23 protein-coding genes, 1 tRNA gene and 3 riboswitches are annotated in these 25,022 nt (G+C 66.1%); of the genes, 7 read left to right on the top strand and 17 right to left on the bottom strand.

Annotated elements, in window-relative coordinates:
- Positions 1-189 precede the first annotated feature (189 nt).
- The 9 genes from N7333_RS08560 to N7333_RS08520 all read right to left on the bottom strand — a co-directional run bounded on the left by N7333_RS08560 (position 190) and on the right by N7333_RS08520 (position 10,528).
- Positions 190-263, bottom strand: a tRNA-Gly gene (locus N7333_RS08560).
- An 85-nt stretch (positions 264-348) separates the two neighbouring features.
- Positions 349-1,236 (bottom strand): alpha/beta hydrolase, encoded by an 888-nt coding sequence (locus N7333_RS08555; RefSeq protein WP_003245680.1) that lies wholly within the window; start codon positions 1,234-1,236, stop codon positions 349-351.
- Positions 1,237-1,627: 391 nt separating this feature from the next.
- Complete coding sequence (locus tag N7333_RS08550; RefSeq protein ID WP_129481579.1) at positions 1,628-2,320, bottom strand: pseudouridine synthase; 693 nt, start codon at positions 2,318-2,320, stop codon at positions 1,628-1,630.
- Between the two features lie 3 nt (positions 2,321-2,323).
- Positions 2,324-2,530: a cysteine-rich CWC family protein gene (locus N7333_RS08545; RefSeq protein ID WP_129481578.1), complete on the bottom strand. Its 207-nt coding sequence runs from the start codon at positions 2,528-2,530 to the stop codon at positions 2,324-2,326.
- Positions 2,530-3,999 (bottom strand): sensor domain-containing diguanylate cyclase, encoded by a 1,470-nt coding sequence (locus tag N7333_RS08540; RefSeq protein ID WP_129481577.1) that lies wholly within the window; start codon positions 3,997-3,999, stop codon positions 2,530-2,532. The genes N7333_RS08545 and N7333_RS08540 overlap by 1 nt, the downstream gene beginning before the upstream one ends.
- Before the next feature lie 149 nt (positions 4,000-4,148).
- Positions 4,149-7,844, bottom strand: a complete 3,696-nt coding sequence (gene uca, locus N7333_RS08535; RefSeq protein ID WP_129481576.1) for an urea carboxylase — start codon at positions 7,842-7,844, stop codon at positions 4,149-4,151.
- Positions 7,845-8,010: 166 nt separating this feature from the next.
- Positions 8,011-8,646 (bottom strand): urea amidolyase associated protein UAAP2, encoded by a 636-nt coding sequence (locus tag N7333_RS08530; protein WP_129481575.1) that lies wholly within the window; start codon positions 8,644-8,646, stop codon positions 8,011-8,013.
- 10 nt (positions 8,647-8,656) lie between these two features.
- Positions 8,657-9,385, bottom strand: a complete 729-nt coding sequence (locus N7333_RS08525) for an urea amidolyase associated protein UAAP1 (RefSeq protein ID WP_279858685.1) — start codon at positions 9,383-9,385, stop codon at positions 8,657-8,659.
- A gap of 75 nt (positions 9,386-9,460) precedes the next feature.
- Positions 9,461-10,528 (bottom strand): putative urea ABC transporter substrate-binding protein, encoded by a 1,068-nt coding sequence (locus N7333_RS08520; protein WP_096825975.1) that lies wholly within the window; start codon positions 10,526-10,528, stop codon positions 9,461-9,463.
- 67 nt (positions 10,529-10,595) lie between these two features.
- Positions 10,596-10,695: riboswitch (guanidine-I (ykkC/yxkD leader) on the bottom strand.
- 333 nt (positions 10,696-11,028) lie between these two features.
- On the opposite strand from N7333_RS08520, the gene N7333_RS08515 reads away from it, so the two are divergent.
- Positions 11,029-12,054, top strand: coding sequence for a 2-oxoglutarate and iron-dependent oxygenase domain-containing protein (locus N7333_RS08515; RefSeq protein ID WP_129481573.1), 1,026 nt, complete (start codon positions 11,029-11,031; stop codon positions 12,052-12,054).
- The gene (locus N7333_RS08510; protein ID WP_279858684.1) at positions 12,051-12,983 is read left to right on the top strand and encodes a hypothetical protein; all 933 of its coding nucleotides are present in this window, start codon (positions 12,051-12,053) and stop codon (positions 12,981-12,983) included. Before N7333_RS08515 ends, N7333_RS08510 begins: the two co-directional genes overlap by 4 nt.
- A gap of 163 nt (positions 12,984-13,146) precedes the next feature.
- Here N7333_RS08510 and N7333_RS08505 read toward each other — a convergent pair whose 3' ends face one another.
- From N7333_RS08505 to N7333_RS08495, 3 genes are all read right to left on the bottom strand, one after another.
- On the bottom strand, positions 13,147-13,971 hold the full coding sequence (locus N7333_RS08505; protein WP_129481819.1) for an ABC transporter ATP-binding protein: 825 nt from the start codon (positions 13,969-13,971) through the stop codon (positions 13,147-13,149).
- Positions 13,972-14,012: 41 nt separating this feature from the next.
- Positions 14,013-14,828, bottom strand: coding sequence for an ABC transporter permease (locus N7333_RS08500; protein WP_003245663.1), 816 nt, complete (start codon positions 14,826-14,828; stop codon positions 14,013-14,015).
- 185 nt (positions 14,829-15,013) lie between these two features.
- Positions 15,014-15,114: riboswitch (guanidine-I (ykkC/yxkD leader) on the bottom strand.
- 174 nt (positions 15,115-15,288) lie between these two features.
- Positions 15,289-16,350: a putative urea ABC transporter substrate-binding protein gene (locus N7333_RS08495; protein ID WP_012017966.1), complete on the bottom strand. Its 1,062-nt coding sequence runs from the start codon at positions 16,348-16,350 to the stop codon at positions 15,289-15,291.
- Positions 16,351-16,403: 53 nt separating this feature from the next.
- Positions 16,404-16,521, bottom strand: a riboswitch (guanidine-I (ykkC/yxkD leader).
- 204 nt (positions 16,522-16,725) lie between these two features.
- On the opposite strand from N7333_RS08495, the gene N7333_RS08490 reads away from it, so the two are divergent.
- The 3 genes from N7333_RS08490 to N7333_RS08480 all read left to right on the top strand — a co-directional run bounded on the left by N7333_RS08490 (position 16,726) and on the right by N7333_RS08480 (position 17,589).
- Positions 16,726-16,905, top strand: a complete 180-nt coding sequence (locus tag N7333_RS08490) for a hypothetical protein (protein WP_129481571.1) — start codon at positions 16,726-16,728, stop codon at positions 16,903-16,905.
- Positions 16,905-17,060 carry a hypothetical protein gene (locus N7333_RS08485; protein ID WP_003245659.1) on the top strand — a complete coding sequence of 52 codons (156 nt, stop codon included), beginning with the start codon at positions 16,905-16,907 and terminating at the stop codon, positions 17,058-17,060. Before N7333_RS08490 ends, N7333_RS08485 begins: the two co-directional genes overlap by 1 nt.
- A gap of 79 nt (positions 17,061-17,139) precedes the next feature.
- Complete coding sequence (locus N7333_RS08480) at positions 17,140-17,589, top strand: hypothetical protein (RefSeq protein WP_129481570.1); 450 nt, start codon at positions 17,140-17,142, stop codon at positions 17,587-17,589.
- A gap of 3 nt (positions 17,590-17,592) precedes the next feature.
- On the opposite strand, the gene N7333_RS08475 is transcribed toward N7333_RS08480, so the two are convergent.
- Complete coding sequence (locus tag N7333_RS08475; protein WP_012017967.1) at positions 17,593-18,504, bottom strand: LysR family transcriptional regulator; 912 nt, start codon at positions 18,502-18,504, stop codon at positions 17,593-17,595.
- Positions 18,505-18,601: 97 nt separating this feature from the next.
- Here N7333_RS08475 and N7333_RS08470 point away from each other — a divergent pair, with 97 nt between their 5' ends.
- Both N7333_RS08470 and N7333_RS08465 read left to right on the top strand, forming a co-directional pair.
- Positions 18,602-20,389, top strand: a complete 1,788-nt coding sequence (locus tag N7333_RS08470) for an alkyl sulfatase dimerization domain-containing protein (protein ID WP_129481569.1) — start codon at positions 18,602-18,604, stop codon at positions 20,387-20,389.
- A gap of 78 nt (positions 20,390-20,467) precedes the next feature.
- Complete coding sequence (locus N7333_RS08465) at positions 20,468-20,713, top strand: DUF1145 domain-containing protein (RefSeq protein WP_003245652.1); 246 nt, start codon at positions 20,468-20,470, stop codon at positions 20,711-20,713.
- A gap of 356 nt (positions 20,714-21,069) precedes the next feature.
- Here the strand turns inward: N7333_RS08465 and mmsB are convergent, their stop codons facing one another.
- From mmsB to N7333_RS08445, 4 genes are all read right to left on the bottom strand, one after another.
- Entirely contained in the window at positions 21,070-21,954 is an 885-nt protein-coding gene (gene mmsB, locus N7333_RS08460; protein ID WP_129481568.1) for a 3-hydroxyisobutyrate dehydrogenase, read from the bottom strand.
- 28 nt (positions 21,955-21,982) lie between these two features.
- The gene (locus tag N7333_RS08455) at positions 21,983-22,819 is read right to left on the bottom strand and encodes an isocitrate lyase/phosphoenolpyruvate mutase family protein (protein WP_129481567.1); all 837 of its coding nucleotides are present in this window, start codon (positions 22,817-22,819) and stop codon (positions 21,983-21,985) included.
- A 132-nt stretch (positions 22,820-22,951) separates the two neighbouring features.
- Entirely contained in the window at positions 22,952-24,055 is a 1,104-nt protein-coding gene (locus N7333_RS08450) for an enoyl-CoA hydratase/isomerase family protein (RefSeq protein ID WP_279858683.1), read from the bottom strand.
- Between the two features lie 115 nt (positions 24,056-24,170).
- Positions 24,171-24,989: an enoyl-CoA hydratase gene (locus N7333_RS08445; RefSeq protein ID WP_003245646.1), complete on the bottom strand. Its 819-nt coding sequence runs from the start codon at positions 24,987-24,989 to the stop codon at positions 24,171-24,173.
- Between the last annotated feature and the right edge of the window lie 33 nt (positions 24,990-25,022).

The raw sequence follows: 25,022 nt of genomic DNA, 5'->3' as shown, positions 1-25,022 counted from the left end.
TTTTTTCTCATGGGCTGGCTTGTCTTGCCTCATTTGTGAGAAAAGGGGACAGATTTATTTTTCTCTCCAGCGCCTTTTTGTGTGATCGCAAAAAAGCGCCATCCCTCCCGGCCCGAACCCTTGCGGTCAAGCCCTTCAAACGCCAGAAACGAAAAAGCCCCGTCAGTGATGACGAGGCTTTTGCTTGGCTGGAGCGGGTGATGGGAATCGAACCCACGGCTCTAGCTTGGGAAGCTAGGGTATTACCATTATACGACACCCGCAGCGGGTGCCTTTATACCGGAACCTGCGGCGGAAATGAAGCGCGGAGCAGAGCGACAGGTACATTCGCTCCGCGCTTGAGGCCGCTCATACTGCCATGGCCTGCAGTTCCTGCAGCTCGCCGCGCGTCGGCAGTTGCAGGCGCTTGCTGGGGGCGTTGAAGAAGTCCAGCAGCACGCGCTGGGTCTGCAGCCAGGCAGCCTTGTGTTCCATGTCGAGGAAGTGGCCGGCGTCGTTGATTACGGCGAATTCGGCGTGCTCGATATGCTGGGCGAACAGGCAGGCGTCTTCCACCGAGGTGTATTCGTCGCGGTCGCCGTTGACGAATATCAGCGGGATATCGATGGCCTGCAGGCATTCCTTGCCGCAGTGCGCTTCCATGCTCAGGACCTGCTTGATGTGCGCGTACATCTGCCGGTATTCGTGCTCGTCCAGGGTGCTGACGTGCTTGTGGTTGAAGCGCTTGAACAGCGATGGCAGGTGCTTGCCGATGGTGCTGTTGACCAGCAGGGCGATGTTGTCGCGATCCACCGCGTTGAGAAAGCGCAGGCCCTTGTGCAGGTAGTCGAGCATCGGCACGTTGAGGATTGGCGAGAAGGAGCAGATCGCCGCCCGTTCCAGGGTGGCCGGGCGCTGGGCCAGGGCGAGCATGGAGGCGACGCCGCCCCAGGAGAAGGACATCAGGTAGTTGGCGCCGTAGTGGTCGATCAGCTTGAGCAGGATCGCGGCTTCGTCTTCCTTGCTGATGGGGGTGAAGTCGCTGTTGTACGGTTTCGACTGGCCGGCGTAGGGCAGGTCGAAGGCGACCACGTTGAACTGCGGTTGCAGGTATTTGACGGTCTGGGTGAACGAGGCTGTTGTGGCCAGGGAGCCGTTGACCAGGATTACGGTCTTGCTTGCTGCCGGGTTGCCGTAGAACTCCGTGTGAACCTTGTGCTTCCTGTTGATCTCGACGACTGCGGTTTCTGGCCTCATGTCGTTTCCTCCTGGCGCAAATGGGTCAAGGCGAGCGGGTGGCCGTTCGCAAGCTTCGGGCAGTCAGGAAAACGCCTGGACGTGACAAGCTGATGTCAGGCGAGAGATTTTTGGAATTCTTTTATTTTCAAACAGTTAGGATCGAAACAGGCGAGCGCTCCAAGCCTTTTCGGAGGCCGGAGAGGGGGCGGTGTTACCAGGCAGGAATCCAGTCGGCGCAGAACGCCAGTAACCGAAGAAACGCTTAGATGTCCGGTAGTGACCGATTGGTCATCTCAGGACTTGTGATTCGATTCAAGCAGTTGCCTTGCAGCCATGCAAGGGCGAGTCACATCTTTATCGCGGTTTCTGGATACCGTTGGTCGGGTTGTAAGGTTCGGCGCCTGTGCGATCAGACGCTGGCGATTTCTGCGGCGGTCAGCGCGCGGTACTGGCCGGGCGCCAGCCGCGGGTCGAGGACGATCTCGCCCATGCTCTCGCGATGCAGCGCGACCACGCGATTGCGGAAGTGGCCGAACATGCGCTTGACCTGATGGTAACGGCCCTCGAACAGGGTCAGGCGGGCGCTGTGGCTGCCCAGCAGTTCGAGCCGGGCGGGCAGGGTGGTGAGGTCTTCGAAGGCGAAGTACAGGCCGCGCTCGAACACTTCGGCGTATTCGGCGGTGATCGGCTGTTCGGTGCTGACGTGGTAGACCTTGGGCTTGCGCTGCTGCGGCTGGGTGATACGCCGCGACCAGCGACCGTCGTTGGTGATCAGCAGCAGGCCGCTGGTGTTGAGGTCCAGGCGCCCGGCCAGGTGCAGGTCGTGCTTGTCCGGTTCGTCGAGCAGGTCGAGCACGGTGCGGTGTTCGTCATGCGCGGTGGCGCTGACCACGCCGACCGGTTTGTGCAGCATCCAGTAGCGCGCGCTGCGTCCGGCCTGGAGCAGTTCGTCGTCCAGCTCCACGCGCTGGAAATCGCGCACGTCGAAACGCGGGTCGCGGACGGTCTCGCCATCCACGCGCAGGCGCCCGGCGCAGATCAGCAGGCGGCTGTCCTGCCGGCTGAAACGGGGGAAGTTGCTGAGAAAGCGATCCAGGCGCATGGCTCAGTTCTGCTCGCGGCGCTCGGCGGCTTTCACTGCGCCGGCGCAGGCCGGGCACAGGCAGGCCTGGTTGCGCTGCTCGGGCGTCAGGCGCTGCAGCGCGGCCGGATCGATCTGCACGTCGAAGCACCTGCAGGGTTCGTCCTGGCGACCGTTGGCCAGGCTGCACTGGTTGCTGCGGCCGCACAGCGGGCAGTGTTGGCTATCCATCAGGGATCGACGCAGACGCGGTCGCGCCCGGCCTGCTTGGCGCGATACAGCGCGCGATCGGTACGGCCGAGCAGGTCGTGCAGGGTTTCGCCCTCTTGCCACTGGCTGAGGCCGAGGCTGACGGTGACCTGCAGGGCCTCGCCTGCAACCGGGTAGCGCTGCTCGGCGCATTGCTGGCGCAGTTTCTCGGCCAGCTCATGGGCGGCGTTGCGGTCGGTGTTCTTCAGCAGCAGGATGAATTCCTCGCCGCCCCAGCGGCAGAGGATGTCCGCCTGGCGCAGGCTGCCGCGCAGCTGGCGGGCGAAGCGGCGCAGCACGTCGTCGCCGGCCAGATGGCCATGGGCGTCGTTAAGGGCCTTGAAGTTGTCCAGGTCCAGCAGCACCGCGCACAGCGGGCTGCTGTCTCGCTGGGCCTCCTGCAGTGCCTGCGCGGCGAGGATGTCGAAGCCGCGGCGGTTGGGCAGTTCGGTGAGGCTGTCGGTGGTGGCCAGGGCGGCGATGCGGCGCTGGTAGCGGCGTGTGGCGAGGTAGACCAGAAGCAGCACGGCCAGGGTGATCAGGGTGCAGATCAGCAGGTTGAGGTAGAGGCTCTTGCGGATGCCGGCCAGGGCGCCTTCCTCGTGCTTGTCAACGAACAGGTACCAGTCCAGTTCGGGGATGTAGCGCACGTTGAGGAAATGGCCGCGGCCGTGCTCCTGATAGCTGAAGTTGCCGCTCTCGGGGCGCGGCAGTTCGAACAGCAGGTTCTCCAGGCCGTCGATGGTATTGAGCGCCTGGCCACGGCGAGATCCCATTGGGCCGCCATCGGCACCGGTCAGTACCAGCAGGCCGCTGCGGTCGGTGAAGAAGATGCTGCGGTCGTAGCGCCGCTGGTAGTCGTCCACCAGCTTGACCACGGCATCCACGGTGAGGCCGACGCCGGCCACGCCGATAAAGCGTTCCTCATAGTCGAACACCTTGAAGTTGATGAAGAAGGTCAGCTGATCCGCATTGGCCATGTCCGGGTCGACGCTGATTTCGTAAGGTTCGCTCATCTGGCGCACGCGGAAGTACCAGGCGTCGCGTGGCTCGTCCTCGCGGACCTGCTTGAGCACGCCCTTGGCCTGATAGTAGGTGCGGGTGCGTTCGGAGATGAAGAAACTGGTGAAGGTGCCGTAGTGGTCCTGGATTTCACGCAGGTAGCGGGTGATGGGCTCGGGATCGAGCTCGCCGGCCAGCGCCCAGTCGCGCAGGAAGGTATCGCGCGACATCATCGAGGCGATCTGCGTCGGGCGGATCAGGTCTTTCTGGATCTCGGAGTAGATGTTGTCCGAGGTCAGCGGCAGCTCGGTGTTGACGATGTTGTGGCGAATGCTTTCGCGCGAGGCGTGGTAACTGGCCAGGCTGGTGGCGAGAAAGCCCCCCAGCAGCAGGGTGCCCAGCAGTAGCAGAAGGGTGAACTGGGCCTTGCGGGAAGTGCTGAGTGGCATGAGGTCCGAGCCTTGATTGCGTGGCCCAATGCTAGCGTGCCGTCGCCGACGCGTCATCGTTGCCTTTGGTATTAACCCTCTTCTGCGTACTTCAGGGCCACCGGTTCGGTCCGGCGGCCCTGATTTTCCGTTGACCTGTCGCCTACGCTTCAGGCCTCTTCCAGCACCACCACGCGCTGCCCGGCGCGTACCGGCGAGCCGGGCTGCACACGCACCTCGCGCACGGTGCCGGCCACCGGTGCGGTCAGCGGAATCTCCATCTTCATCGATTCGAGAATCACCAGCACGTCGCCGGCCTGCACCTGTGCGCCGGCTTCCACCTGCACCTGCCAGAGGTTGCCGGCGATATGGCTGTCGATGCCGTGCTGACCGGCCCCCAGCGGCGCATCATCGCCAAGCTCGGCGGCCACTTCCTCGACTTCGAAATGCGCCTGACCCGATTCGATCCATCGCTGGCGCTCGGCATCGAAAGCCGCGCGCTGCTGCTGGCGGAAGGCGGCGATGCCCTCTGCTTCTTCATCGAGAAACTGCTGGTAGTCGGCCAGGGCCAGTTCGCTGTGCTCGATGCGCAGCGGGTAGCGGCCCAGTGGGAAGTCGCGGCGGATGCGCAGCAGTTCGTCGGCACTCACCGGGTAGAAGCGGATCTGGTCGAAGAAGCGCAGCAGCCAGGGCTTGCCGTCGAAGGCCTCGACCTCGCGGTAGCGGTTCCACATCTGCAGGGTACGGCCGACGAACTGATAGCCGCCGGGGCCTTCCATGCCGTACACGCACATATAGGCGCCGCCGATGCCGACGGAGTTCTCCGCCGTCCAGGTGCGCGCCGGGTTGTACTTGGTGGTGACCAGGCGATGGCGCGGGTCCAGCGGCGTGGCCACCGGCGCGCCGAGATAGACGTCGCCCAGGCCCATCACCAGGTAGCTGGCGTCGAACACGGTGCGGTACACCTCGTCGAGGTTCGGCAGGTCGTTGATGCGGCGGATGAACTCCAGGTTGCTCGGGCACCAGGGGGCGTCCTTGCGCACGGTGGTCATGTATTTCTCGATGGCCAGCTGGCAGGCCGGGTCGTCCCAGGACAGCGGCAGGTGGACGATGCGCGACGGCACCTTCAGATCCTTGGCGGCGCATACCGCGTCCCACTCGCCGGCGACTAGGTCGAGCAGGCGCTGCAGCGGCAGGGTTTCCGGCTGGTAGTGCACCTGCAGCGAGCGAATGCCGGGGGTGAGGTCGATCACGCCGGCGAGCCGCTTGGCCTCCAGCGCCTGCATCAGCGCGTGGCCACGGAAGCGCAGCACCAGGTCCAGTTCCGGCTGGCCAATTTCCAGCAGCAGGTGGGTGTCGCCGGACAGGCGTGCGACCAGGCGGGTGTCGGCCTGGCCGATGTCGAGGACGATGGGGCTTTGTAGCCCGGATGCAATCCGGGATTCAGGCGCTGCGTTTTCCCCGGATTGCATCCGGGCTACGGTCGCGTCTGTAGGAGCGGATTTATCCGCGATTTCGGTGTTGCCTGCATCGCGGCTGAAGCCGCTCCCACAAAGGCTGGTGCATTCGCTGGCACTGGCTTTGGCCAACTCCCGTGCCGTGGCGATATCCACCGGCACGAAGCGTACCTTGTCGCCGGCCTTGAGCTGGCCGAGCTGCCACAGGTCGGCCTCGATGATAGTCACCAGGCAGACGAAGCCGCCCAGGCTGGGGCCGTCCGGGCCGAGGATCACCGGCATGTCGCCGGTAAAATCTACCGCGCCGATGGCGTAGGGGTTGTCGTGAATATTGGACGGGTGCAGGCCGGCTTCGCCGCCGCTGTCGCGCACCCATTCCGGTTTCGGCCCGATCAGGCGCACGCCGGTGCGGCTGGAGTTGAAGTGCACTTCCCACTCGGTGGCGAGGAAGCTGTCGACATAGGCGGGTGTGAAGTATTCCGGCGTGCCGTGCGGGCCGTAGATCACGCGCAGTTCGCGTACGGCCGGCAGGGATGGGCAGAGTTCGGCGGGCAGTTGCGCGCCGCTGCCGGTATCGGCCAGCGGCAGCAGGTGCAGCACGTCGCCGGCGCGCAGTGCACGGCCGCCATGGCCGCCGAACTGGCCGAGGGTAAAGGTGCTCTTGCTGCCCAGGTAATCCGGCACCTGAATGCCGCCGCGAACGCTCAGGTAGCTGCGCGCGCCGCTGCCTGCGATGGTGCCGAGCGTCAGGGTGCTGCCGGCCTCGATCAGCAGGGCGGTGTTCATCGGCTGTTCTAAGCCATCGATGCTCAGCGGAATCTCGGCGCCGGTGACGGCGACCACGGCGTCCGTATTGAAGCGCAGGGTCGGGCCGCTCATGGTGATTTCCAGGCCGGCGGCGCCCTCTGCGTTGCCCAGCAGGCGGTTGCCCAGGCGCAGGGCGCGATCATCCATCGGCCCGGACGGCGGTACGCCCACGGCCCAGTAGCCGAGGCGGCCGGGATAGTCCTGCACGCTGGTTTGGGTGCCGGCGCCGAGCACTTCGAAGGTGCTGGCCTGATAGACGAGGTTTTCCAGGCAGCGGGTCCAGGGATGGCCGCTGGCGAAAGGCGCATCGCTAAGGATCTGGCGCAGGTAGTCGCGGTTGCATTCCACGCCGTAGAGCAGGGTGCCTGCCAGGGCCTGATCCAGCGCATGGGAGGCTTCTTCGCGGCTTTGCGCCCAGGTGATCAGCTTGGCGATCATCGGGTCGAAGTAGGGCGGAATCTCGCAGCCGGCTTCGACCCAGGTGTCGATACGCAGGGCCTCGCCGTCAGTGGGCGGGAAGGTCACGGCAGTCAGCAGGCCGGGGCTGGGCTGAAAATCCCGGCCCGGATCTTCGGCGTACAGGCGTGCCTGGATGGCGTGGCCGTTGGGCTTCAGGCCTTTGGCCAGTTCGCTCAGCGGCGGTAGATCGCCGGCCGCCAGTTCGATCATCCAGCGCACCAGGTCGACGCCCCACACCTGTTCGGTGACGCCGTGCTCGACCTGCAGACGGGTGTTCACTTCGAGGAAGTAGAAGCGCTCGGCCTCGCTGTCGTAGACGAATTCGACGGTGCCGGCGCTACGGTAATTCACCGCCTTGGCCAGCTTGATCGCCGCCGCGCACAGCGCCTCATTCATGCCGGCGGGCAGGTTCGGTGCCGGTGTTTCTTCCAGCACCTTCTGGTTGCGCCGTTGTACCGAGCAGTCGCGCACGCCGAGGGCGAGCACCTCGCCCTGGCCGTCGCCGAATACCTGCACTTCCAGGTGGCGGGCGCGCTGGATGTACTTCTCGATAAATACGCCGCTGTCGCTGAAGTTGTTCTGCCCCAGGCGCTTGACCGCCTCGAAGGCTTCGCTGAGTTCGGCGGCCGAGCGGCAGACGCGCATGCCGATGCCGCCACCGCCGGCAGTGCTTTTCAGCATCACCGGGTAGCCGACCTGTTCGCCGGCCTTGAGCGCGGCGTCGAGGTTTTCCAGCAATTCGGTGCCTTCGAGCATGGGCACGCCATGTTGCTTGGCCAGGGCGCGGGCGGTGTGCTTGAGGCCGAATACGCGCAGTTGCTCGGGCGTGGGGCCGACGAAGGCTATGCCGGCGGCTTCGCAGGCTTCGGCGAAGGCGGCGTTCTCGGAGAGAAAGCCGTAGCCGGGATGGATGGCCTGCGCGCCGCAGGCCTTGGCCGCGGCGAGAATCTTGTCGACCACCAGGTAGGTCTGCGCGGCGGGGCCGTCGCCGAGGCAGAAGGCTTCATCGGCCTGCTGGATATGCAGGCTGGCAGCGTCTGCCTCGGCATACACGGCTACGCCGCTGACGTTCAGTTGACGCAGGGTGCGCAGGATGCGGCAGGCAATGGCGCCACGGTTGGCGATCAGGAGTTTGTCGAACATCTTCATTGACCCTCGAAGGGCGTGGCGGGCCGTCCCGCCGTCATTCGTCATGTGCCACGGTCGTCCGTGGTGGAAATCCGGGTGATGCGTGTTGCGCGTGCTGGGGACAAATTTTGCAGGGCGGGTGAAAACCCGCCGGGCCTTGGCGGGTTTCACCCGCCCTGCGTCAGTTCCACACCAGCACTTCGGCCGGGGTCGGGTTCCAGCCGTTGCAGGGGTTGTTCAGTTGCGGGCAGTTGGAGATCAGCACGATGACATCGGTCTCGGCCTTGAGCTCCACGTACTTGCCGGGCGCGGAGAGGCCGTCCTCGAAGGTCAGGCCGCCTTCCGGCGTTACCGGCACGTTCATGAAGAAATTGATATTGGCGCCGAGGTCGCGCTTGCTCAGACGGCCGTCGTGCAGGCTGGCGCGCAGGAAGTTGTCGCGGCAGCTGTGCATATAGCGCTTCTCGAGTGCATACCTGACGGTGTTGCTCTCCTGCGCGCAGGCGCCGCCGAGGGTGTCGTGGCGGCCGCAGGTGTCGGCGACTATGGTCAGCAGCGGTTTGCCGAGGTTGGAGTAGAGCACCGTGCCGGTGGTGAGGTAAACCTTGTTCTGCTTGCGCAGGGTGCGCTGCGGGTCGAAGCGTTCGCGCGGGTTCTTCGCGGCGAAGAACAGGGTGTCGATCGCCTGGTTGCCTTCCAGGTCATGCAGGCGCAGGGTCTGCCCGGCCTTGACCTCGAACAGGTAGGGCTCGCCCGCCGGGATGGTGTGGCGGAAGCTGGCGGTCTCGGGATGCAGGTTGCTTGCGGTCAGGCTCATGTGTGCGCCCTCAGAGATACTGACGTTCGGTGTTGTGAAAGCCGCGGCCGTTCTCCGGGCGCGAGGTGCGGCAGAGCAGGGTGATGCCGTCGCTGGCGACCTTGCTCCAGGTCAATTGCACCGGCTTGGGCGCGTACTGCGGGTTGGGGTCCATCGGGTGCTGCAGGGCGGTGAGCACCACCAGCGTGTCCATCGGCGCATACAGCTCGATATGGTCGCCGGCCTTGGAGTTGTTCGGCTGGAAGTGGAATACGCCATCGGCGTCGACGTCCACGCGGCTGAACAGGTTGAGGTTCATCAACAGGTCTTGCAGGTTGAGGTCCCACTTGCCCATTTCCACCAGCAGGTTGTCCATGCCGTTGCGGAAGAAGCCGTTGCGCAGTTCCTGATAGCGGCCCTGGCCGTATTTCTCCAGCACTTCGGAGGCCGATAGCACTCCACCGAAGCTGTCGTGCCAGCCACAGGTATCCGCGGTGATGGCGGCCAGCACGCGGCCCATGTCCGAATACAGGCAGTGGCCGGCGGTGAGTTTGGCGGTGTGCTGGCATTTCAAGGTATCGGGCAGGTTCAGCCGCTCGCTTTTCTCGAGGGCGTTGAACAGCAGCAGGCTGACGTTGGCGCCGCCTTCGATATCGGTGATGCGCAGCAACTGGCCGCGCTTGAGCACGAAGGACGTGTGGCCGCCGCCGGGGACAGTTTCCTCATAGAGGGTAGGGCGGAGGGTGAGGGCAGTTGTCATGGGTACCTCGGGATCAAAGCCGTATCGTCAGGCGCCGGCAGTGGCGCCTGATCATCGTTGTGAGGGGCGTGAGGGTCAGAGCTTGCCGTCGACGGCCATCTGTATGTAGCTCGGGTCGAAGCGCAGCTTGATGTTGGCGCTGTCGCCGGTAGTCACGTCGCCCGCGAAGGTCATGCCGATGGCGTCAGCGCTGCGCGCGCCTTCACCGAGGATGCCGTGCTCGAAGCTGAAGTTGGCGACCTTGGTCATGGTCTCCGGCAGGGCCGGGCTGGTGACGAAGTCCAGGGTTTCCTTGGGTGTGTAGAACAGCTTGGTAGTCGCCAGCTGGGCCTGGAATCCGGCCAGGTCGGTACCGGAGGCCTTGGCCATTTCGGTCAGCGCTTCGGTGGCTTGCGGGGTGCCGGACTGCATCAGGTCGAGAATCTCGAACCAGGCGCCGACCAGGGCTTTGCCGAAGTCCGGGTTGTCCTTCAGCGTCTGGGTGTTGACCACCATCATGTCGAGGATTTCACCGGGGATCTTCGAGGAGTCGAACACCTCGGTGCTGCCCGGCTGGGCCTTGATCTCGGCGAGCATCGGGTTCCAGGTGGCGGCGGCCTGCACGCTGGGGGTGGAGAAGGCGGCGATGATGTCGGCGTCGGAGGTGTTCACCACGCTCACGTCGCGCTCGCTCATGCCGGCGCTTTCCAGCGCGCGGGCGAGGAAGTAGTGGGATACCGACAGCTCCACCAGGTTGACCTGCATGCCCTTGAGGTCGGCCAGGGTCTTGCCTTCGCCCTTGATCAGCAGGCCGTCGTTGCCGTTGGAGTAATCGCCGACGATCAGCGCGGTGCTGTCCACGCCGCCGGCGGCGGGAATGGTCAGGGCGTCCATGTTGGTCATGGTGCAGCCGTCGAACTGGCCGACGCTGTACTGGTTGATGGATTCCACGTAGTCGTTGAGCTGCACGACATCGATGTCGATGCCGTACTTCTTCGCCCATTTGTCGATGATGCCGGAGGTGCTGGCATAGCCCCAGGGCATCCAGCCGGCGTAGAGCGTCCAGCAGACACTGAAGCTGTCTTTCTTCTCGGCGTGGGCGCTGAAGCTGAGCAGCGCGGCCAGACCGGCAGCGGCGAAGGAGAGCAGACGGTACTTGCGCATTGGAACCTCCAGTCTTGTTGAGTACGGGCAGGAGTCGCGGCACGTTTCGAATGGTTCGAAAGGCGCGTTCTCCCGGGCTTTTATCCCGCCGTGTAACCTCACTGGAGGTCGATGACTCTCGGACCAGTCACCCGCCTGCGCGGATCGGAACCCTAGTCATCCATTTCGCAAATTGTGGTGCCGCGATTCCGGGAAAACCCGGTTGTAACCTGCACACCTGAGCTTTAGCGAATAGCGTGCCAGCTCGCCGGAGCCCGTGACTGCGCGCTTGGGTGATGCTGCTCGCGGTTTGCGTGCTGCCTGATGGGGCCTGGGCGGTGTTCATTGCACCGTTCGGGGGCAATTCGGCTCAAAGCACCGCGCCTTGGCGGCATGATGGCGGTGGCATGGAAATCGCTATCGACCCCGTTGCAGGGGCGGCCTTGCTGCCGCCCTCGGGACGACCCGACCCGCTGCTCGTCTGGACGACCAGGTAACTCACTTGTTCAAGGGAGATTGCCATGGCGCATACCCATTTCACCTCGATTCCCCTGATCGACGTCTCGGGCTTGTATAGCGAGCATCCTGCCGAGCGCCGGCTCGTAGCCGATGAGCTGGGCCGTGCCGCGCGCGAGGTCGGCTTTCTGCAGATCACCGGGCACGGCATTGCGCGTGAGCTGCGCGACGGTTTGGTCGACCAGGCGCGCCGCTTCTTCGCACGCCCGCTGGAGGAGAAGATGCGCTTTTACATCGGCCAGTCGAGCAACCACAGCGGCTACGTGCCGGAGGGCGAGGAGCAGTTTGTCGGCGGCAGCAAGGATCTGAAAGAGGCCTACGACGTCAATTACGACTACACCGAGGCGGCTCAGGTCTATCCGCTGCTGGGCCCGACGCAGTGGCCGGACTCGGCGGACTTCAAGCGCGAGGTCAGTGCCTACTACCGCGCCGCGCTGGCGCTGGGCGACACGCTGTTTCGCGGCTTCGCCCTGGCGCTGGGGCTGGCCGAGGACACCTTCGCCGGCATCACCCGGCAGCCCACCAGCCAGCTGCGCATGATCCATTACCCGCTCGCCCCCGATCCGGTGGCCGACCGTCCCGGTATCGGCGCGCACACCGACTACGAATGCTTCACCATCCTGCTACCCACCGCCGAAGGTTTGCAGGTGCTCAACGGCGACGGGCAGTGGATCGACGTGCCGCTGGTGGAGGACGCCTTCGTGATCAATATCGGCGACATGCTGGAGGTGCTCAGCAACGGCCATTTCGTCGCCACCTCGCACCGCGTGCGCAAGGTCAGCGAGGAGCGCTTCGCCTTCCCACTGTTCTGCGCCTGCGACTACCCGACGCGCATCGCGCCGATCCCCGGTCTGCCGCCGCGCGGTGAGCGGGTGTACGCGCCGGTGAGCTGTGGCGACCACCTGTTCGCGCAGACGGCGCAGACCTTCCGCTATCTGCGAGAGCGGCTGGAGGACGGCTCACTGCAATTGCCGGATGGTGCGGCGGGTTTGTCCAGCTTTGGTCAAGGCGGCCGGGAGGTGACGGCATGAACCTGCTGGAACTGGCTGCACGTTACCCGCAGCGCGCCGAGGGCGGTGTGCCGGACTGGATGCTCGGGCACTTTCGTCGGCGCACCATCAGCTTCGCCGATGGCCGCAGCGATGAGCGCACCCAGGTGCACTGGCTGCAGAGCCGCAGCTTCACCATCGACCTGCGCCTGCCGGACGCACCCGCGCTGCCGGTGCGGGCCTGGCAGGACTACGATGCCGCCGAGCTGCGCCAGCTTGCCAATCATGAGGGCTGGGTGGCTGACAGTATCTGGGAGAACGGCTACTTGAGCTGGCGCGGCGGGGTGTCCCTGCAACTGCACAACCGCTGGCCGGAGCCGGCGCAGTTGCAGCGCATCGGCAACTGCATGATCGAGTTCGGCACCAGTGGTGCCTATGTCGAGGACTGGCGCCTGCAGGCCAGCGGCGGGCCGTTGATCAGCCTGCGTCTGCTGGAGGAGTGCGATGCCGAAACCGGCCAGGTGCTGCAGCGCGGCGGTGGCCTGATTCTCTGCGGCGACCGGCTTGGCTGGATGCACGGGCGGGCGGTGGAGCCGGGTGAGTCAGCGCTGCAGCTGCGCGAGCGAGCGGAGCGGGCGCAGGGTGATGGACAGGCCCTGGCCGCGCTATTCGACTGCGAAACCTCGCTGGCCTATGCCGATCAGCCGGGCCGGTATCGGGTGGTGCTGTCCACCCAGCCGGCGCGGGTCGGGCAGCGCGTTTCGCTGGAAGGCTACGAGATCCCGGCGGCCGGGCGCGTGTGCCAGCACCTGCAAAGGCCGGACGGCCGTGCGGTGGTGCGCACCTTCCTTATCGATACGCTGGAGCCGGACTGGCGCGCCGATCTCGCCACGCCCTGTACCGACGAGGCGCAGCGCTGGTTTGCCACGGAGGGGGAAACGCTGGCGCGCTATCTCGAGGTGTTGAGCTAGGGGAGCTTCCTTGCCGGAGGCACAGGTGGTGCGCACGGCGCACCCTACGTTCTGCAACGCGGTGTGCGCTTCGTAGGGTGCGCTGTGCGCACCAGGCTGGCCGCTCCGTAGCCCGGATGCAATCCGGGGAAAAGGTGCCGGCTATCCCCGGATTTCATCCGGGCTACGGTTCGTTGCGCGCGGCGATACGCTCGGCCAGCTCGCTGGGCAGTTGCACCTGCGCCCGGCGCGCCGCGTTCAGCGGAATGTCATAGGTGATCCGCGCCCCGTATGCACCGGGCGCCTGCGGGTCGTGGCGTACCTTGTCGAACACCAGCAGGCGGGTGCCGAGGCTGAAGCCTTCGGACAGGTCGTGGGTGACCATGAACACGGTCAGGCGGGTTTCCTGCCACAGCTCCAGCAGCAGTGCGTGCATGTCCTTGCGGATGCCGGGGTCGAGGGCGCCGAAGGGCTCGTCGAGCAGCAGCATGCGCGGTTGCATCACCAGCGCCTGGGCGATGGCCAGGCGTTGCTGCATGCCACCGGAGAGTGCGCTGGGGTATCTGTTCAGGGCATGGCCGAGGCCGACCTTGGTGAGGATTTCCGCAGCGCGCTCGCGGGCCTCGCGCTTGGCGGCACCGAACAGCCGGCCCAGCAGCTTCGACTTCGGCAGCTCCAGACCGAGGGCGACGTTGTCCAGCACGCTCAGATGCGGAAATACCGAGTAACGCTGGAACACCACACCCCGGCTCGGATCGGGCTCGTTGGGCAGCACCTGACCACGCAGCAGCAGTTCGCCGCGGCTCGGGCGTTCCTGGCCGAGGAGCATGCGCAGGAAGGTGGACTTGCCACAGCCGGAGGCGCCGACCAGGGTGCAGAATTCGCCTTCATTCACCTTGAGGTTGAGGCGTTCGAGCACGACCTGGTCGCCGTACTCCTGCCACAGGTTGCGCGCTTCGATAAAGGCGGTTGTCGCCGGGCTCGCGGCCGTAGCGCTGGATTCGCTCATGGCAGGTTCCCTCAGCGGGACGATATGTTGGCTGAACAGGGTCATGCCTTGCCTCCTTCATGCCAGGGGAAGCACAGGCGCAGCACCTGACGCAGGCCCAGGTCCATCAGCCAGGCCAGCAGGGTGATCCACACCACGTAGGGCAGGATCACGTCCATGGCCATGTAGCGGCGCACCAGGAAGATGCGATAGCCGAGGCCGTCGGTCGAGGCGATGGCCTCGGCGGCGATCAGAAACAGCCAGGCCGAGCCGAGCATCAGGCGCAGCGAGATCAGCAGGCGCGGCAGCAGCTGCGGCAGCACCAGGCGCAGGATCAGCGTCCAGGTGTTGGCGCCGAGGGTCTGCGCCTTGATCAGCAGCTCGCCGGGAATCTCGCGGGCGCGCTGTTCGATATCGCGGGCGATGCAGGGGGTGATGCCGATGGCGATCAGCATCACCTTGGACAGCTCGCCCAGGCCGAAGACGATGAACAGGATCGGCAGGATGGCCAGTGGCGGAATCATCGACAGCACCGTGAGCAGCGGTGACAGCGGTGCGCCGAACAGCGGGATGCTGCCGGCGGCGATGCCCAGCACCAGGCCCAGCAGCGCGGCGATGCCCAGGCCCATGCCCAGGCGTTGCAGGCTGGAGGCGGTGTCCTGCCAGAACAGGTACTGGCCGCTGCGTTTGTCCTCGGTGAAGGCCAGGCGGTCGATGGCATCGACCATCTGGCTGGCGCTGGGCAGCAGCTTGTCGTTGGGGTTTTCGGCCAGGCGGGTGGTCGAGGCACTGAAGTAGACGAACAGCAGCAGGGCGAAGGGCAGCAGGATCAGCAGCAGGCGGCCGCTGCGATCCGGGTGGCGATTGATCAGGCGCATGGGGAGTCCTCGTCGGGCCTGGAGCGAAATGCCTGCGCCGCTAGCGGGCGCAAGGGCGTGCGGGCATCGGGCCTTTGGGATGGGTGGCCGATGGCCGCTGAAACGAGTGGGGCATACCCATGGTGAACCTCCAGTTGGACAGGGGCGGGCAGGAGTGCGCGGCGGTTCCCCACGGATGGGGCGCGTTCTCCCGGGCTTTTGTCCCGCCGTGTAACCTCGCTGGAGGTCGCCAGCTCTCGGACCAGTCGCTCGCGGGTGGCGAGCCGGAACCCTAGCCGGCTATTGGCAAATTGTGGTGCCGCGATCCCGGCGAGCCGGGTTGTTCCTGCACGGGCTGTTCTTAGCGAACATCGTGCCATGCACCGCGAAGCGCAGCAGGCGGCGCTCGCTCGGCTGGCGTCGGGGCATGCGATGCGCTCTGCTGGTGCATTGGGCTCGGGTCGTGCTGCCTGCTGGGGCGTCAGAGTGCGCCGTCGGCGGCCAACTGCATGTAGTCGTGATTGAAACGCAGCAGGATGCGCTGTGGGTTACCCAAAGTCCGTTCGCCGCTAAAGGCGATCCCCAGATTGGTCAGCCCCAAGCCGCTCTTGCCCAGCAGGCCGTGGGCATCGGCGAAGCGCGCCACCCGTTGCATCAGATCCGGCAGCTTGCCGGTGCGCGCGAAGTTCAGCGCGGTGCGCGGCGAGTAGAACGAGCGCAGGGTGCCCAACTGGGCCTCGAAATCTTCTGCGGTGGTGTCGGCAGCGGCCGCCATTCTGGCCCGGGCCTCGCGCCCGGCCGGGGTGGGCAGGCCGAGCAGGCGCTGGGTCTCGAACCAGGCGCCGGTCAGTGCGCGGCCGAACTCCGGGTGCTGCGCCAGGGTCTGGCTGTCGACCACGGTGAGGTCGAGGATTTCACCGGGAATCAGATTGGAGCTGAACACCTGGCTGACCTCGGCCTTGCGGCGGATCTCGGAGAGGATCGGGTTCCAGGTGATCACCGCGTCGCCCTTGCCGGCGAGGAAGGCCTCGGCGATTTCGGTGTCGGAGACGTTGATGATGGTCACGTCGCTCTCCTCGAGCAGGGCCCACTCCAGCGCGCGGCTGAGCAGGTAATGCGACACCGAGTTCTCCACCAGCAGCACGCTCTTGCCCTTGAGGTCCTGGATTCGCAGGCCGCTGCCGCGCAGCAGCAGGCCGTCGGCGCCGTTGGAGAAGTCGCCGATGATCAGCGCGGTGCTGTCCTTGCCGGCGGCGGCGGGAATGGTCAGGGCATCCATGTTGGTCATGGTGCAGGCGTCGAACTGGCCGGCGCTGTAGCGCTCGATGGAACCGACGTAATCCGGCACTTCCTGCACCTGAATGTCGATGCCGTACTTGTCTGCCCACTTCTTCACGATGCCCTGTTCGGCGGCATAGCCCCAGGGCATCCAGCCGGCGAAGATCGACCAGCACAGCTTGAAGGTCTTGGGCGCGGCCTGGGCCGTTGGAGCGCCGAGCAGACAGGCGCAGAGCAGGGCGGTGAGCAGGGAGCGAATGGACATGGAAAACCTCGGGTTATGGACGAAAGCGGGAAGGCGGGCAGCCGTGCTGCGCGTTCTCCCGGGCTTTTATCCCGCCGTGTAACCCCGCGGCTTCCCGCCGCTCCGAGGTCGCCCACTCTCGGACCAGTCACCCACCCGTGCGGGTGGGCCGGAACCCTAGTCGGCCATTTCTGTTAGCAGCACTGATCGCCTTCCCGCTGCGGCGCCTTGCCAAGCGAGGAGCGTGCCAGTGACCGTGACGAGCCCGTGATCGCCGTCACTCGGCTGCACGGAACGTGATCCAGCGCAGATTGTCGAACGAGCATGCTGATGGAGCCATGCCGGCTGCGGTGGTCGGGCGTCCAGCAGATACTGGAAATTCGAGGAGTATTCCAAATGCGTGGTTTGACTGTGATGGCGCTGGCGTTGTTGCTGGGCGGTTGTAGTTTCAGTGCCCCGGGCGTGCATGCCCGGGTCGGCGATCCCGATGTGATTCGTGTCGACGTGGGTGGCCGCGGCTACCACGGCGGCGGTCACTTCTGTCCGCCGGGGCTGCGCATGCAGGGGCGCTGCTGATGAAAACCTTCGGCATGTTGCTGCTGGCGATGAGCCTGGCTTTCGGTCTTTCCGGCTGCAGTGTGAGGCTGCCGGGTATTGGCATCGATATCGGCGATGGCGGCGGTGGGCCTCCCCACTGTCCGCCGGGGCAGGCCAAGAAAGGTCGTTGCTGATCCAGTCCCGGGCCTGGCGGTCCGGCCTCTTCCCTCGGGGGCGCGGTGCGCGTCCCCCGCTTCCCCTGCGGAGGCTTTCATGTCCTACAGAACCCTGATCGCTGCCTTGCTGTTCATCCCGCTCAGTGGCTGCACCGTGTACGGTGACGGCTACGACCGTGGCTACCGCGGCCATCATCACTCGCACCACTATTACGACGGCTACCGCCGCGATTACTCGCCGCCGGTCTATGTCACGCCGCGTTACTACTATTACGACGACCGCCGGTACGACCGTCATCGCCACGATTCCAAGCGTTATGTGCCGGCACCGCCGCCGCGTCATCACTATGGCCACGATCATCGTCATCGCGACGGCCACAAGTACCACCAGCCGCCGCGCCACGACTACCGCCGCGACCAGCGTCGCCAGGAACATCGCAATCAGCAGACGCAGCGCAGTTGGGGCACCAGCCGCAGCACCCAGCTGCAGTTTTCCAACGGACGCGCCAATGAGCGCCAGCAGCGTAGCGGCGAGCGGCGCTGGTGAGGCTCAACCCGCCACGCGCGGAGTCGCTGCATCCAGCTGACGAATCTCCTCGACCATGGCCTGCGCCGCCGGCGACAGGCTGTGTCCGGCGCGGCTGACCAGGCCATAGGCCGACTGCTGCTGCAGGCTCGCCGGGGCCAGCGGCAGCAGGCTCAGTTGGCCGGCTGCGACCTCTTCGGCGATCACGTCCCAAGGCGCCATGCTCAGCACGTCGCTGTCGGCCACCAGGCGCTTGAGCACGAGAAAGTTGTCGCACTGCACGCTCAAGGGTTGCGCGCGTCCGCTGGCGTGACCCAGGCTGCGCTCGACCGCCTGCGGCAACTGCGTGCCGGCCAGGGGAAAGTCCAGCAGGTCGCGCGGTTGCAGATCGCGCCGCTGCAGTAACGGGTGCGCCGGGCGGCAGAACAGCACGCCCCGATGCACGCGCAGCGGTTCGATCTGCAGCTGCGTATCACCCTGCAGCTCGCGGATATCGGCGACGAACAGCTCGATGGCCGAGTCCAGCAGGCTGTCGCGCAGTTCCAGCCAGTTGCCGATGTCCAGCTTCACCTGCACCCGCGGATACCGCTGCAGCAATTGCCCGAGGGCCTGCGGTATCAACCGCGCGGCCGGGTAGGGGCCGGCGCCGAGGCGCAGCTCGCCGGCTTCAAGATTGCCCAGCTGGTTGACCGCATTGCTCAACGCCAGGCTGCCGGCCAACAGGCGGCGGGCATGTTCCAGCACCAGTTGGCCGTGGGCGGTCAGGCTGATGCCGCGGCTATGGCGGTCCACCAGGCTGCAGCCGAGCTGCGCCTCCAGGGCCTGGATGCTGCGGCTCAACGCCGGCTGGCTGAGGTGCACGGCCTCGGCGGCACGGGCGAAGTGACCGTGTTCGGCGAGGGCCACGAAGTGACGAAGCTGGCGTAGGTCGTTCATGCGTGCTCTGCATTGGTTCTTGGGTTCGAATGCATTGGAATTATCAGCTGGCCTTTGCCAACCTGCCAGTACTTCAACAACAAGACGTCCTATCGCCATGAGCACCTTCTCTCGCTTTGGCGGCCTGCTGCTGGCCGCTGCCTTGCCCCTGGGCGCACAGGCCGAACTGCCGGCCGAGCGTATCGAGCCGAGCATTCACGCCGAGCTGGCCGCGCACACCAGGCACTTCGCCCAGCAGATCTACCGCGTCGCGGGCAATGTCTATTCGGCGGTCGGCTGGCAGTTGGGCAACGTGGTAATGATCGAGGCGCCCGAGGGGCTGATCATCGTCGACACCGGCGAGTCGGTCAGCGAGTCGCGTAAGATCATGGCCGAGTTCCGCAAGCTCAGCGACAAGCCGATCAAGGCGGTGGTCTACACCCACTTCCACCCGGATCACATCAACGGCGTGCAGGCGTTCGTCAGCCGCGAGCAGGTCGAGCGCGGCGAGGTGCAGATCTATGCCCACGAGACGCTGCTGCAGAACGTGGTGGCGCAGGGCGCGCTGGTCGGGCCGATCCTCGGCGTGCGCTCGGCCTACAGCTTCGGCTCGTTCCTGCCGGCCAGCGATCAGGAGGGGATGAACGCCGGTATCGGTCCGCTGGCCAAGGCCGAGCCGTCGTCGTTCATCGCTCCGACCGTGACCTTTGGCGAACGCCTGGACACCAGGATCGCCGGTCTCGACGTGCAGTTTCTGCACGTCCCCAGCGAGGCGCCGGATGAGATCATCCTGTACCTGCCGGACAACCGCGTGCTGATCAGTGCCGAGGTCGATCAGGGGCCGACCCTGCCGAACATCCATACGCTGCGCGGCACCAGGTTCCGCGACCCGGTGCAGTGGGTCGAGAGCCTGGACAAGCTGCGCGCCTACCGGGCCGAGCATATGGTGCCGCTGCATGGTCGCCCGGTCAGCGGCCAGGACAGGGTCGAGGAAGTGCTACGCATGACCCGCGACGGTATCGCCTACATCCATGACCAGACCGTGCGCTGGATGAACAAGGGCCTGACCCCGGACGAGCTGGTTGAGCAGGTCAAGCTGCCGCCGCACCTGGCCGGCTACACGCCTTATCTGCGCGAGTACTACGGCACGGTGAAGCACAGCGTACGGCAGATCTACAACGGCTACCTGGGCTGGTTCCAGGGCGACCCGGTGGCCCTCGACCCGACCCCGCCGCGGCTGCAGGCCGAGCGGCTGATCGCCCTGGCCGGCGGTCGTGAAAAGCTGTTGCTGGAGGCCGGCAACGCCTATCTGAAGGGCGACTATCAGTGGGCCGCCGAGCTGGCCGGCTACGCCATCCGCGTCGACCACGACGACAAGCTGGCGCGCGAAATCAAGGCGCGCAGCTTTCGCAAGCTGGGTTACGCCAGCATGAACATCAACTGGCGCAACTGGTACCTGATGAGCGCCATGGAACTGGAGGGCAAGCTCGACGGCGACGCCATCCGTCAGCGCTCGCTGGAAATGCGCAAGGTGTTCCTCTCGCCGGACATGGTGCGCAGCTTCACCCCGCAGAGCTTCCTGCAGAACTGGGTGACCCGCATCGACCCGCAGAAGGCCGGCGATCTGGAACTGACCCTGGGCTTCAGCTTTCCCGATGTGGACGAGCAGTGGGCGCTGGAGGTTCGGCGCGGCGTCGCGCAGCTGCACAAGGGTATTCCCGAAGGCACCGAGCTGCGCCTGAGCATGGACAAGCGCTTCATGGAAACCCTGCTGACCGGCGAGGGCGGCCTGGTCAAGGGGGGGCTGCTGGGCGATGTGAAAGTCGATGGCAACCTGCTGGAGATTCGTCGTTTCCTCGCCTGCTTCGACTTCGCCGACGAGGCGTTCGGATTGACGCTGCGCTAGGGCGCGCCAGTCGAAAGAAGGGCGGTGTGCTGCCGTTCGGCTGGGCACACTGCAGGTTCATCCATTCGGAGGCTGACGATGAACCTGCTGTCTTTCGCCAAGGGCGCCCTGGCCATGTTCTGGCTGGTGGCGCTGCTCAATCTCTTCTACCCCTTCGCCGCGCCGCTGGGCGGCTGGGTCAACTGGGCCGCCCTGGCGGTGCTGCTGGCGCATGTGGGCGAGCTGGTGCTGTTCGGCTCGCGCCTGCGGGGCCTGCCGCTGTTGTGGTGGCAGCGCCTGCAGGTGCTGCTGTTTGGTGTTTTGCATTTGCAGACGCTGCGTTGAGCTCCGATGGTCCTGGTGCGCGCAGCGCACCCTACGATGGGGCGGCCCCGTAGGGTGCGCCATGCGCACCAGCTCTACCGGGAAACGCCATGGTGCGCGCAGCGCACCCTACGATGGGGCTCGGCTCCCGTAGGGTGCGCCATGCGCACCAGCTCTACCGGGAAACGCCATGGTGCGCGCAGCGCACCCTACGAGGAGGGCGCGGCTTCCGTAGGGTGCGCCATGCGCACCAGCTCTACCGGGAAACGCCCCGGTGCGCACAGCGCACCCTACGATGGGGGCGGCTCCGTAGGGTGCGCCGTGCGCACCAGCTCTACCGGGAAACGCTACGGTGCGCGCAGCGCACCCTACGGGCGCTATTGCACGAACAGCTGCTGCACCACCGAGAAATCCTGCTTGCCCTTGCCCTGTTTGAGCAGCAGGCGATACAGCTGCAGCGCCAAAGCGCCCATGGGCGTGCTGTTGCCGCTGTGGCTGGCGGTTTCCTGGGCCAGGCCGAGGTCCTTGGCCATCAGCTCGGCCATGAAGCCGCCGCTGTAGCCCTTGGACGCCGGGACGTTCTCCATCACCCCGGGCCAGGGGTTGTACTTCTCCAGTGTCCAGTTGCCGCCGGAGCTCTGCCGCATGATCTCGGCCAGCACCGCCGGCTCCAGGCCATTGGCCACGCCCATGGCCATGGCTTCGGCAGTGGCGATCATCTGCACGGCGAGCACCTGGTTGTTGCACACCTTGGCCACCTGGCCGGCGCCGTCCGGGCCGGCATGGAAGATGTTTCTGCCCATGGTGGCGAGGATCGGCCGGGCTTTCTCCAGCGCCTGGGCCTCGCCGCCGACCATGAAGGTCAGGGTGCCGGCGGCAGCGCCAGCCGTGCCGCCGGACACCGGCGCATCGAGCAGGGCGACGCCGCGCTCACGGGCAGCGGCATGTACCTTGCGCGCGGACTCCGGGGCGATGGTCGAGCACTCGATCACCAGCGTGTCGGCGGGCAGCCGCGCGAGCAGGCCGTCTTCGCCCAGGTACAGGCCTTCCACATGGCGGCTGGCCGGCAGCATGCTGATCACCACCTGTGCCTGATCGCTGGCCTCGGCGGCGCTCTCGGCTGCCACCGCGCCTTCGCCGGCCAGGGTGTCGACGGCGCTGCGCACCAGGTCGAAGACTTTCAGCGGATAACCCGCCTTGAGCAGGTTTCGGGCCATGGGCAGGCCCATATGGCCGAGGCCGATAAAGGCGATCTGGGTCATCTCGGTTCTCCTTTCGTGTTTTTGCCAGCTATTGCCCGGCTTTGAACAGGTCGTTGAGTTCGGCGAAGGAGGTGGCATCCCTGGCGAAGTCGCAGTTGCCGCGCCGCAGCTCTCGCGCGGCGCGCAGGAAGCCGCCCAGGGCTGTGCGTGCCAGGCTGGAGCCGACGCTGACCCGGCGTACGCCCAGCTCACTCAGGTCATCCAGGGTCAGCGCGATCCCGGGCAGGCCCATCAGTACGTTGACCGGCCGTGGCGCAACGGCGCGCACCACGGCGTCGATCTGCTCGCGCGTGGTCAGCCCTGGCGCATAGAGCACGTCCGCTCCGGCTTCAGCATAGGCCTCGAGCCGCTTGAGGGTGTCGCGCAGGTCCTGGCGCCCGTGCAGGAAGTTCTCCGCGCGGGCGCAGAGGGTGAAAGGAAAGGGCAGGCTGCGCGCCGCGGCCACCGAGGCGCGGATGCGTTCCACCGCCAGCTCCAGGGGATAGATGGGCGCATCCACACGTCCGCTGGCATCTTCGATGGAGCCGCCCACCAGTCCGCAGGCGGCGGCCTGCAGCAGGGTGTCCGCACAGCCTGACGGGTCGTCGGCGAAGCCGTTCTCCAGGTCGGCTGCCACCGGCAAGGGCGTGGCGGCCACGATGGCGCGAGCATTGGCCAGGGTTTCCTCGCGGCTGATCAGACCTTCGCCATCGGGGCGGCCAAGCGCAAAGGCCAGGCCGGCGCTGGTGGTGGCCAGGGCTTCGAAACCCAGGGCCGCGAGTATCTTCGCCGAGCCGGCATCCCAGGGGTTGGGCAGTACCAGCAGCTCGTCGCGTTGATGCAGGGCCCGGAAGGTCAGGGCTTTTTGCAACTGCTTGTCGTCCATGCCGGTACTCCTCTGAGGGCGTCGTGTCTGCTCTATCGCGAATGAATTCGCTCCGTGACCGATACCCCGGATTGCACTCGGGCTACGGGGCATATGTAGGGTGCGCCGTGCGCACCGAGTCGGCGCAGGTTCCTACAGATCCGCCAACGGATGTTCACCCTCCCAGGCCGGCGCGAAGTGCGCTTCGATCACCGCCTCGGGAATCGCGGCCACGTCCGGCCAATGCCAGTGCGGCGTCTGGTCCTTGTCGATCAGGCGAGCGCGCACGCCTTCGGGGAAGTCCGGGTGGCGGCAGCAATTCAGGCTCATGGCGTATTCCATGCGGAACACCTCGGCCGGCGACAGGTGCCGCGCGCGGCGGATCTGCTGCCAGACCAGGTGCGCGGTCAGCGGGCAGCCATGGGCCAGGGTCTTGGCGGCGCGGGCGAGCAGGGCGTCGTCATCCTGCTGCAGGGCGCTGATGGCCTGAACCGCCGCCGGCAGGTCGGCGACATCGAGCAGCTCGTCGATACGCTCGCGGCGCGGCAGCCACTGGGCCGCCGGCAGTTCGCCGCGCGCCTCGTTCTCCAGTGCGCGCAGCAGGCTGTGCAGTTGCGCGGCCGGCTGCTCGCGCCAGTTCAGCTGCACCAGGCCTTCGAGCAGGGCATCCTGCTGGTCGTCGCGCAGAAAGTGGTCGGCCAGGTTCAGGTCCAGCGCATCGCGGGCGTTGATGCTGGCGGCGGTGAGGCCGAGAAACAGGCCCAGACGCCCCGGCAGACGGGCAAGGAACCAGCTGCCGCCGACATCCGGATACAGGCCGATATTGATTTCCGGCATGCCCAGTCGGCTGCTCGGCGTGACGATGCGGACGCCGGCGCCCTGCATCAGGCCCATGCCGCCGCCCAGCACGTGGCCGTGGGCCCAGCAGATGAAGGGTTTGGGATAGCTGTGGATGCGGTGGTCGAGGCGGTATTCGTCGGCGAAGAAGCGCCGCGCCAGCGGCGGCACCTCACCGGGGTGTTCGCGGCACCGCTGCACCAGCTGCACCACGTCGCCGCCGGCGCAGAAGGCTTTCGGGCCGTTGCCGCGCAGCATCACGCAGGCGATGGTCGGGTCTTCGGCCCAGGCTTGCAGGCGCGCATCGAGCGCCTGGATCATCGGCAGGGTGAGAGCGTTGAGGCTCTTCTCGGCGTCCAGGCTGGCGATGCCGATGCGGTAGCCATGCAGGCTGGGGCGTTCTTCGAATTGCAGGTTCATAGGGGTTTCCAGCGTAGGGCGGATGACACTTTATCCATCCACCGTGCGGTTATTGGGTTGCCGATTGTGGTGCGCACGGCCTGGGCGGCCCCGCGGCACCCTACGGAGCCGCGACTCATTTGTTGCGCCACTGCGGGTCGCGTTTTTCCAGGAAGGCGTTGACGCCCTCGCGGGTATCGTCGGCGTCGAACAGGTCGACGAAGCGCTCGCGCTCTTCCGGCAGCCAGGTGTTCGGGCCGCGCTCGCGCGCGCCCTGGATCAGCGGCTTGATGGTGCGCACCGCCACCGGGCTCTGCCGCGCCACCTTGGCGGCCAGCAGCAGGGCGCTGCCGCGCGCCTCGCCGGTATCCACCACCTGCTCGACCAGGCCGATGCGCAGGGCGGTTTCGGCGTCGATACGCTCGCCGCAGAGGATCATGCGCTTGGCCCAGCCTTCACCCACCAGCCAGGGTAGCGCCTGGGTGCCGCCGGCGCACGGCAGCAGGCCCACGGCCGCTTCCGGCAGGGCCATCTGCGCCTGGCGTTCGGCGATGCGGATGTCGCAGGCCAGGGCGCATTCCAGGCCGCCGCCCATGGCGTAGCCGTTGATCGCGGCGATGGACACGCCGCGGAAATCGCGCAGGGTCTCGAAGGCTTCGCCGAAGCGTCGGGCCATCTCGCGGGCGCGCGCCTTGTCGCCGTCGGCGAACATGTTCAGGTCGGCGCCGGCGGAGAAGAACTTCGGTCCCTGGCCGGTCACCACCAGGGCGTAGACCTCGTCGTCACGGTTGAGGTGCTCGACCACCTGCTTGAGGCCGATCAGCGAGTCGCGGTCCCAGGTGTTGGCCGGCGGATGGTTGATGGTGATCAGCGCGGTATGGCCGTGCTTTTCCACGGTCAGCTTGTGGGTCAGGTCGAAGATGCCGGATTTGTAGGTTTCCAGTGCGGTAGTCATGAGATTCCCCGTTATGGCTTCATTGTAGGAGCC

Origin of the sequence: Pseudomonas sp. GD04158, from assembly GCF_029834875.1 — a bacterium.
Taxonomy (GTDB): Bacteria; Pseudomonadota; Gammaproteobacteria; order Pseudomonadales; family Pseudomonadaceae; genus Aquipseudomonas; species Aquipseudomonas hydrolytica.
The sequence above is the reverse complement of the archived record's forward strand: the minus strand, read 5'-3'. Positions and strand labels throughout refer to the sequence as shown.

Bases quoted from the DNA above. Each gene is read 5' to 3' on its own strand.
- N7333_RS08545 (WP_129481578.1), bottom strand. From the start codon at position 2,530: ATGGATAGCCAACACTGCCCGCTGTGCGGCCGCAGCAACCAGTGCAGC.
- uca (WP_129481576.1), bottom strand. From the start codon at position 7,844: ATGTTCGACAAACTCCTGATCGCCAACCGTGGCGCCATTGCCTGCCGC.
- N7333_RS08540 (WP_129481577.1), bottom strand. From the start codon at position 3,999: ATGCCACTCAGCACTTCCCGCAAGGCCCAGTTCACCCTTCTGCTACTG.
- N7333_RS08525 (WP_279858685.1), bottom strand. From the start codon at position 9,385: ATGACAACTGCCCTCACCCTCCGCCCTACCCTCTATGAGGAAACTGTC.
- N7333_RS08500 (WP_003245663.1), bottom strand. From the start codon at position 14,828: ATGCGCCTGATCAATCGCCACCCGGATCGCAGCGGCCGCCTGCTGCTG.
- N7333_RS08485 (WP_003245659.1), top strand. From the start codon at position 16,905: ATGAAAACCTTCGGCATGTTGCTGCTGGCGATGAGCCTGGCTTTCGGT.
- N7333_RS08495 (WP_012017966.1), bottom strand. From the start codon at position 16,350: ATGTCCATTCGCTCCCTGCTCACCGCCCTGCTCTGCGCCTGTCTGCTC.
- N7333_RS08445 (WP_003245646.1), bottom strand. From the start codon at position 24,989: ATGACTACCGCACTGGAAACCTACAAATCCGGCATCTTCGACCTGACC.
- N7333_RS08520 (WP_096825975.1), bottom strand. From the start codon at position 10,528: ATGCGCAAGTACCGTCTGCTCTCCTTCGCCGCTGCCGGTCTGGCCGCG.
- N7333_RS08510 (WP_279858684.1), top strand. From the start codon at position 12,051: ATGAACCTGCTGGAACTGGCTGCACGTTACCCGCAGCGCGCCGAGGGC.
- N7333_RS08450 (WP_279858683.1), bottom strand. From the start codon at position 24,055: ATGAACCTGCAATTCGAAGAACGCCCCAGCCTGCATGGCTACCGCATC.
- N7333_RS08465 (WP_003245652.1), top strand. From the start codon at position 20,468: ATGAACCTGCTGTCTTTCGCCAAGGGCGCCCTGGCCATGTTCTGGCTG.
- N7333_RS08550 (WP_129481579.1), bottom strand. From the start codon at position 2,320: ATGCGCCTGGATCGCTTTCTCAGCAACTTCCCCCGTTTCAGCCGGCAG.
- N7333_RS08490 (WP_129481571.1), top strand. From the start codon at position 16,726: ATGCGTGGTTTGACTGTGATGGCGCTGGCGTTGTTGCTGGGCGGTTGT.
- N7333_RS08475 (WP_012017967.1), bottom strand. From the start codon at position 18,504: ATGAACGACCTACGCCAGCTTCGTCACTTCGTGGCCCTCGCCGAACAC.
- N7333_RS08505 (WP_129481819.1), bottom strand. From the start codon at position 13,971: ATGAGCGAATCCAGCGCTACGGCCGCGAGCCCGGCGACAACCGCCTTT.
- N7333_RS08480 (WP_129481570.1), top strand. From the start codon at position 17,140: ATGTCCTACAGAACCCTGATCGCTGCCTTGCTGTTCATCCCGCTCAGT.
- N7333_RS08555 (WP_003245680.1), bottom strand. From the start codon at position 1,236: ATGAGGCCAGAAACCGCAGTCGTCGAGATCAACAGGAAGCACAAGGTT.
- N7333_RS08455 (WP_129481567.1), bottom strand. From the start codon at position 22,819: ATGGACGACAAGCAGTTGCAAAAAGCCCTGACCTTCCGGGCCCTGCAT.
- N7333_RS08470 (WP_129481569.1), top strand. From the start codon at position 18,602: ATGAGCACCTTCTCTCGCTTTGGCGGCCTGCTGCTGGCCGCTGCCTTG.
- mmsB (WP_129481568.1), bottom strand. From the start codon at position 21,954: ATGACCCAGATCGCCTTTATCGGCCTCGGCCATATGGGCCTGCCCATG.
- N7333_RS08515 (WP_129481573.1), top strand. From the start codon at position 11,029: ATGGCGCATACCCATTTCACCTCGATTCCCCTGATCGACGTCTCGGGC.
- N7333_RS08530 (WP_129481575.1), bottom strand. From the start codon at position 8,646: ATGAGCCTGACCGCAAGCAACCTGCATCCCGAGACCGCCAGCTTCCGC.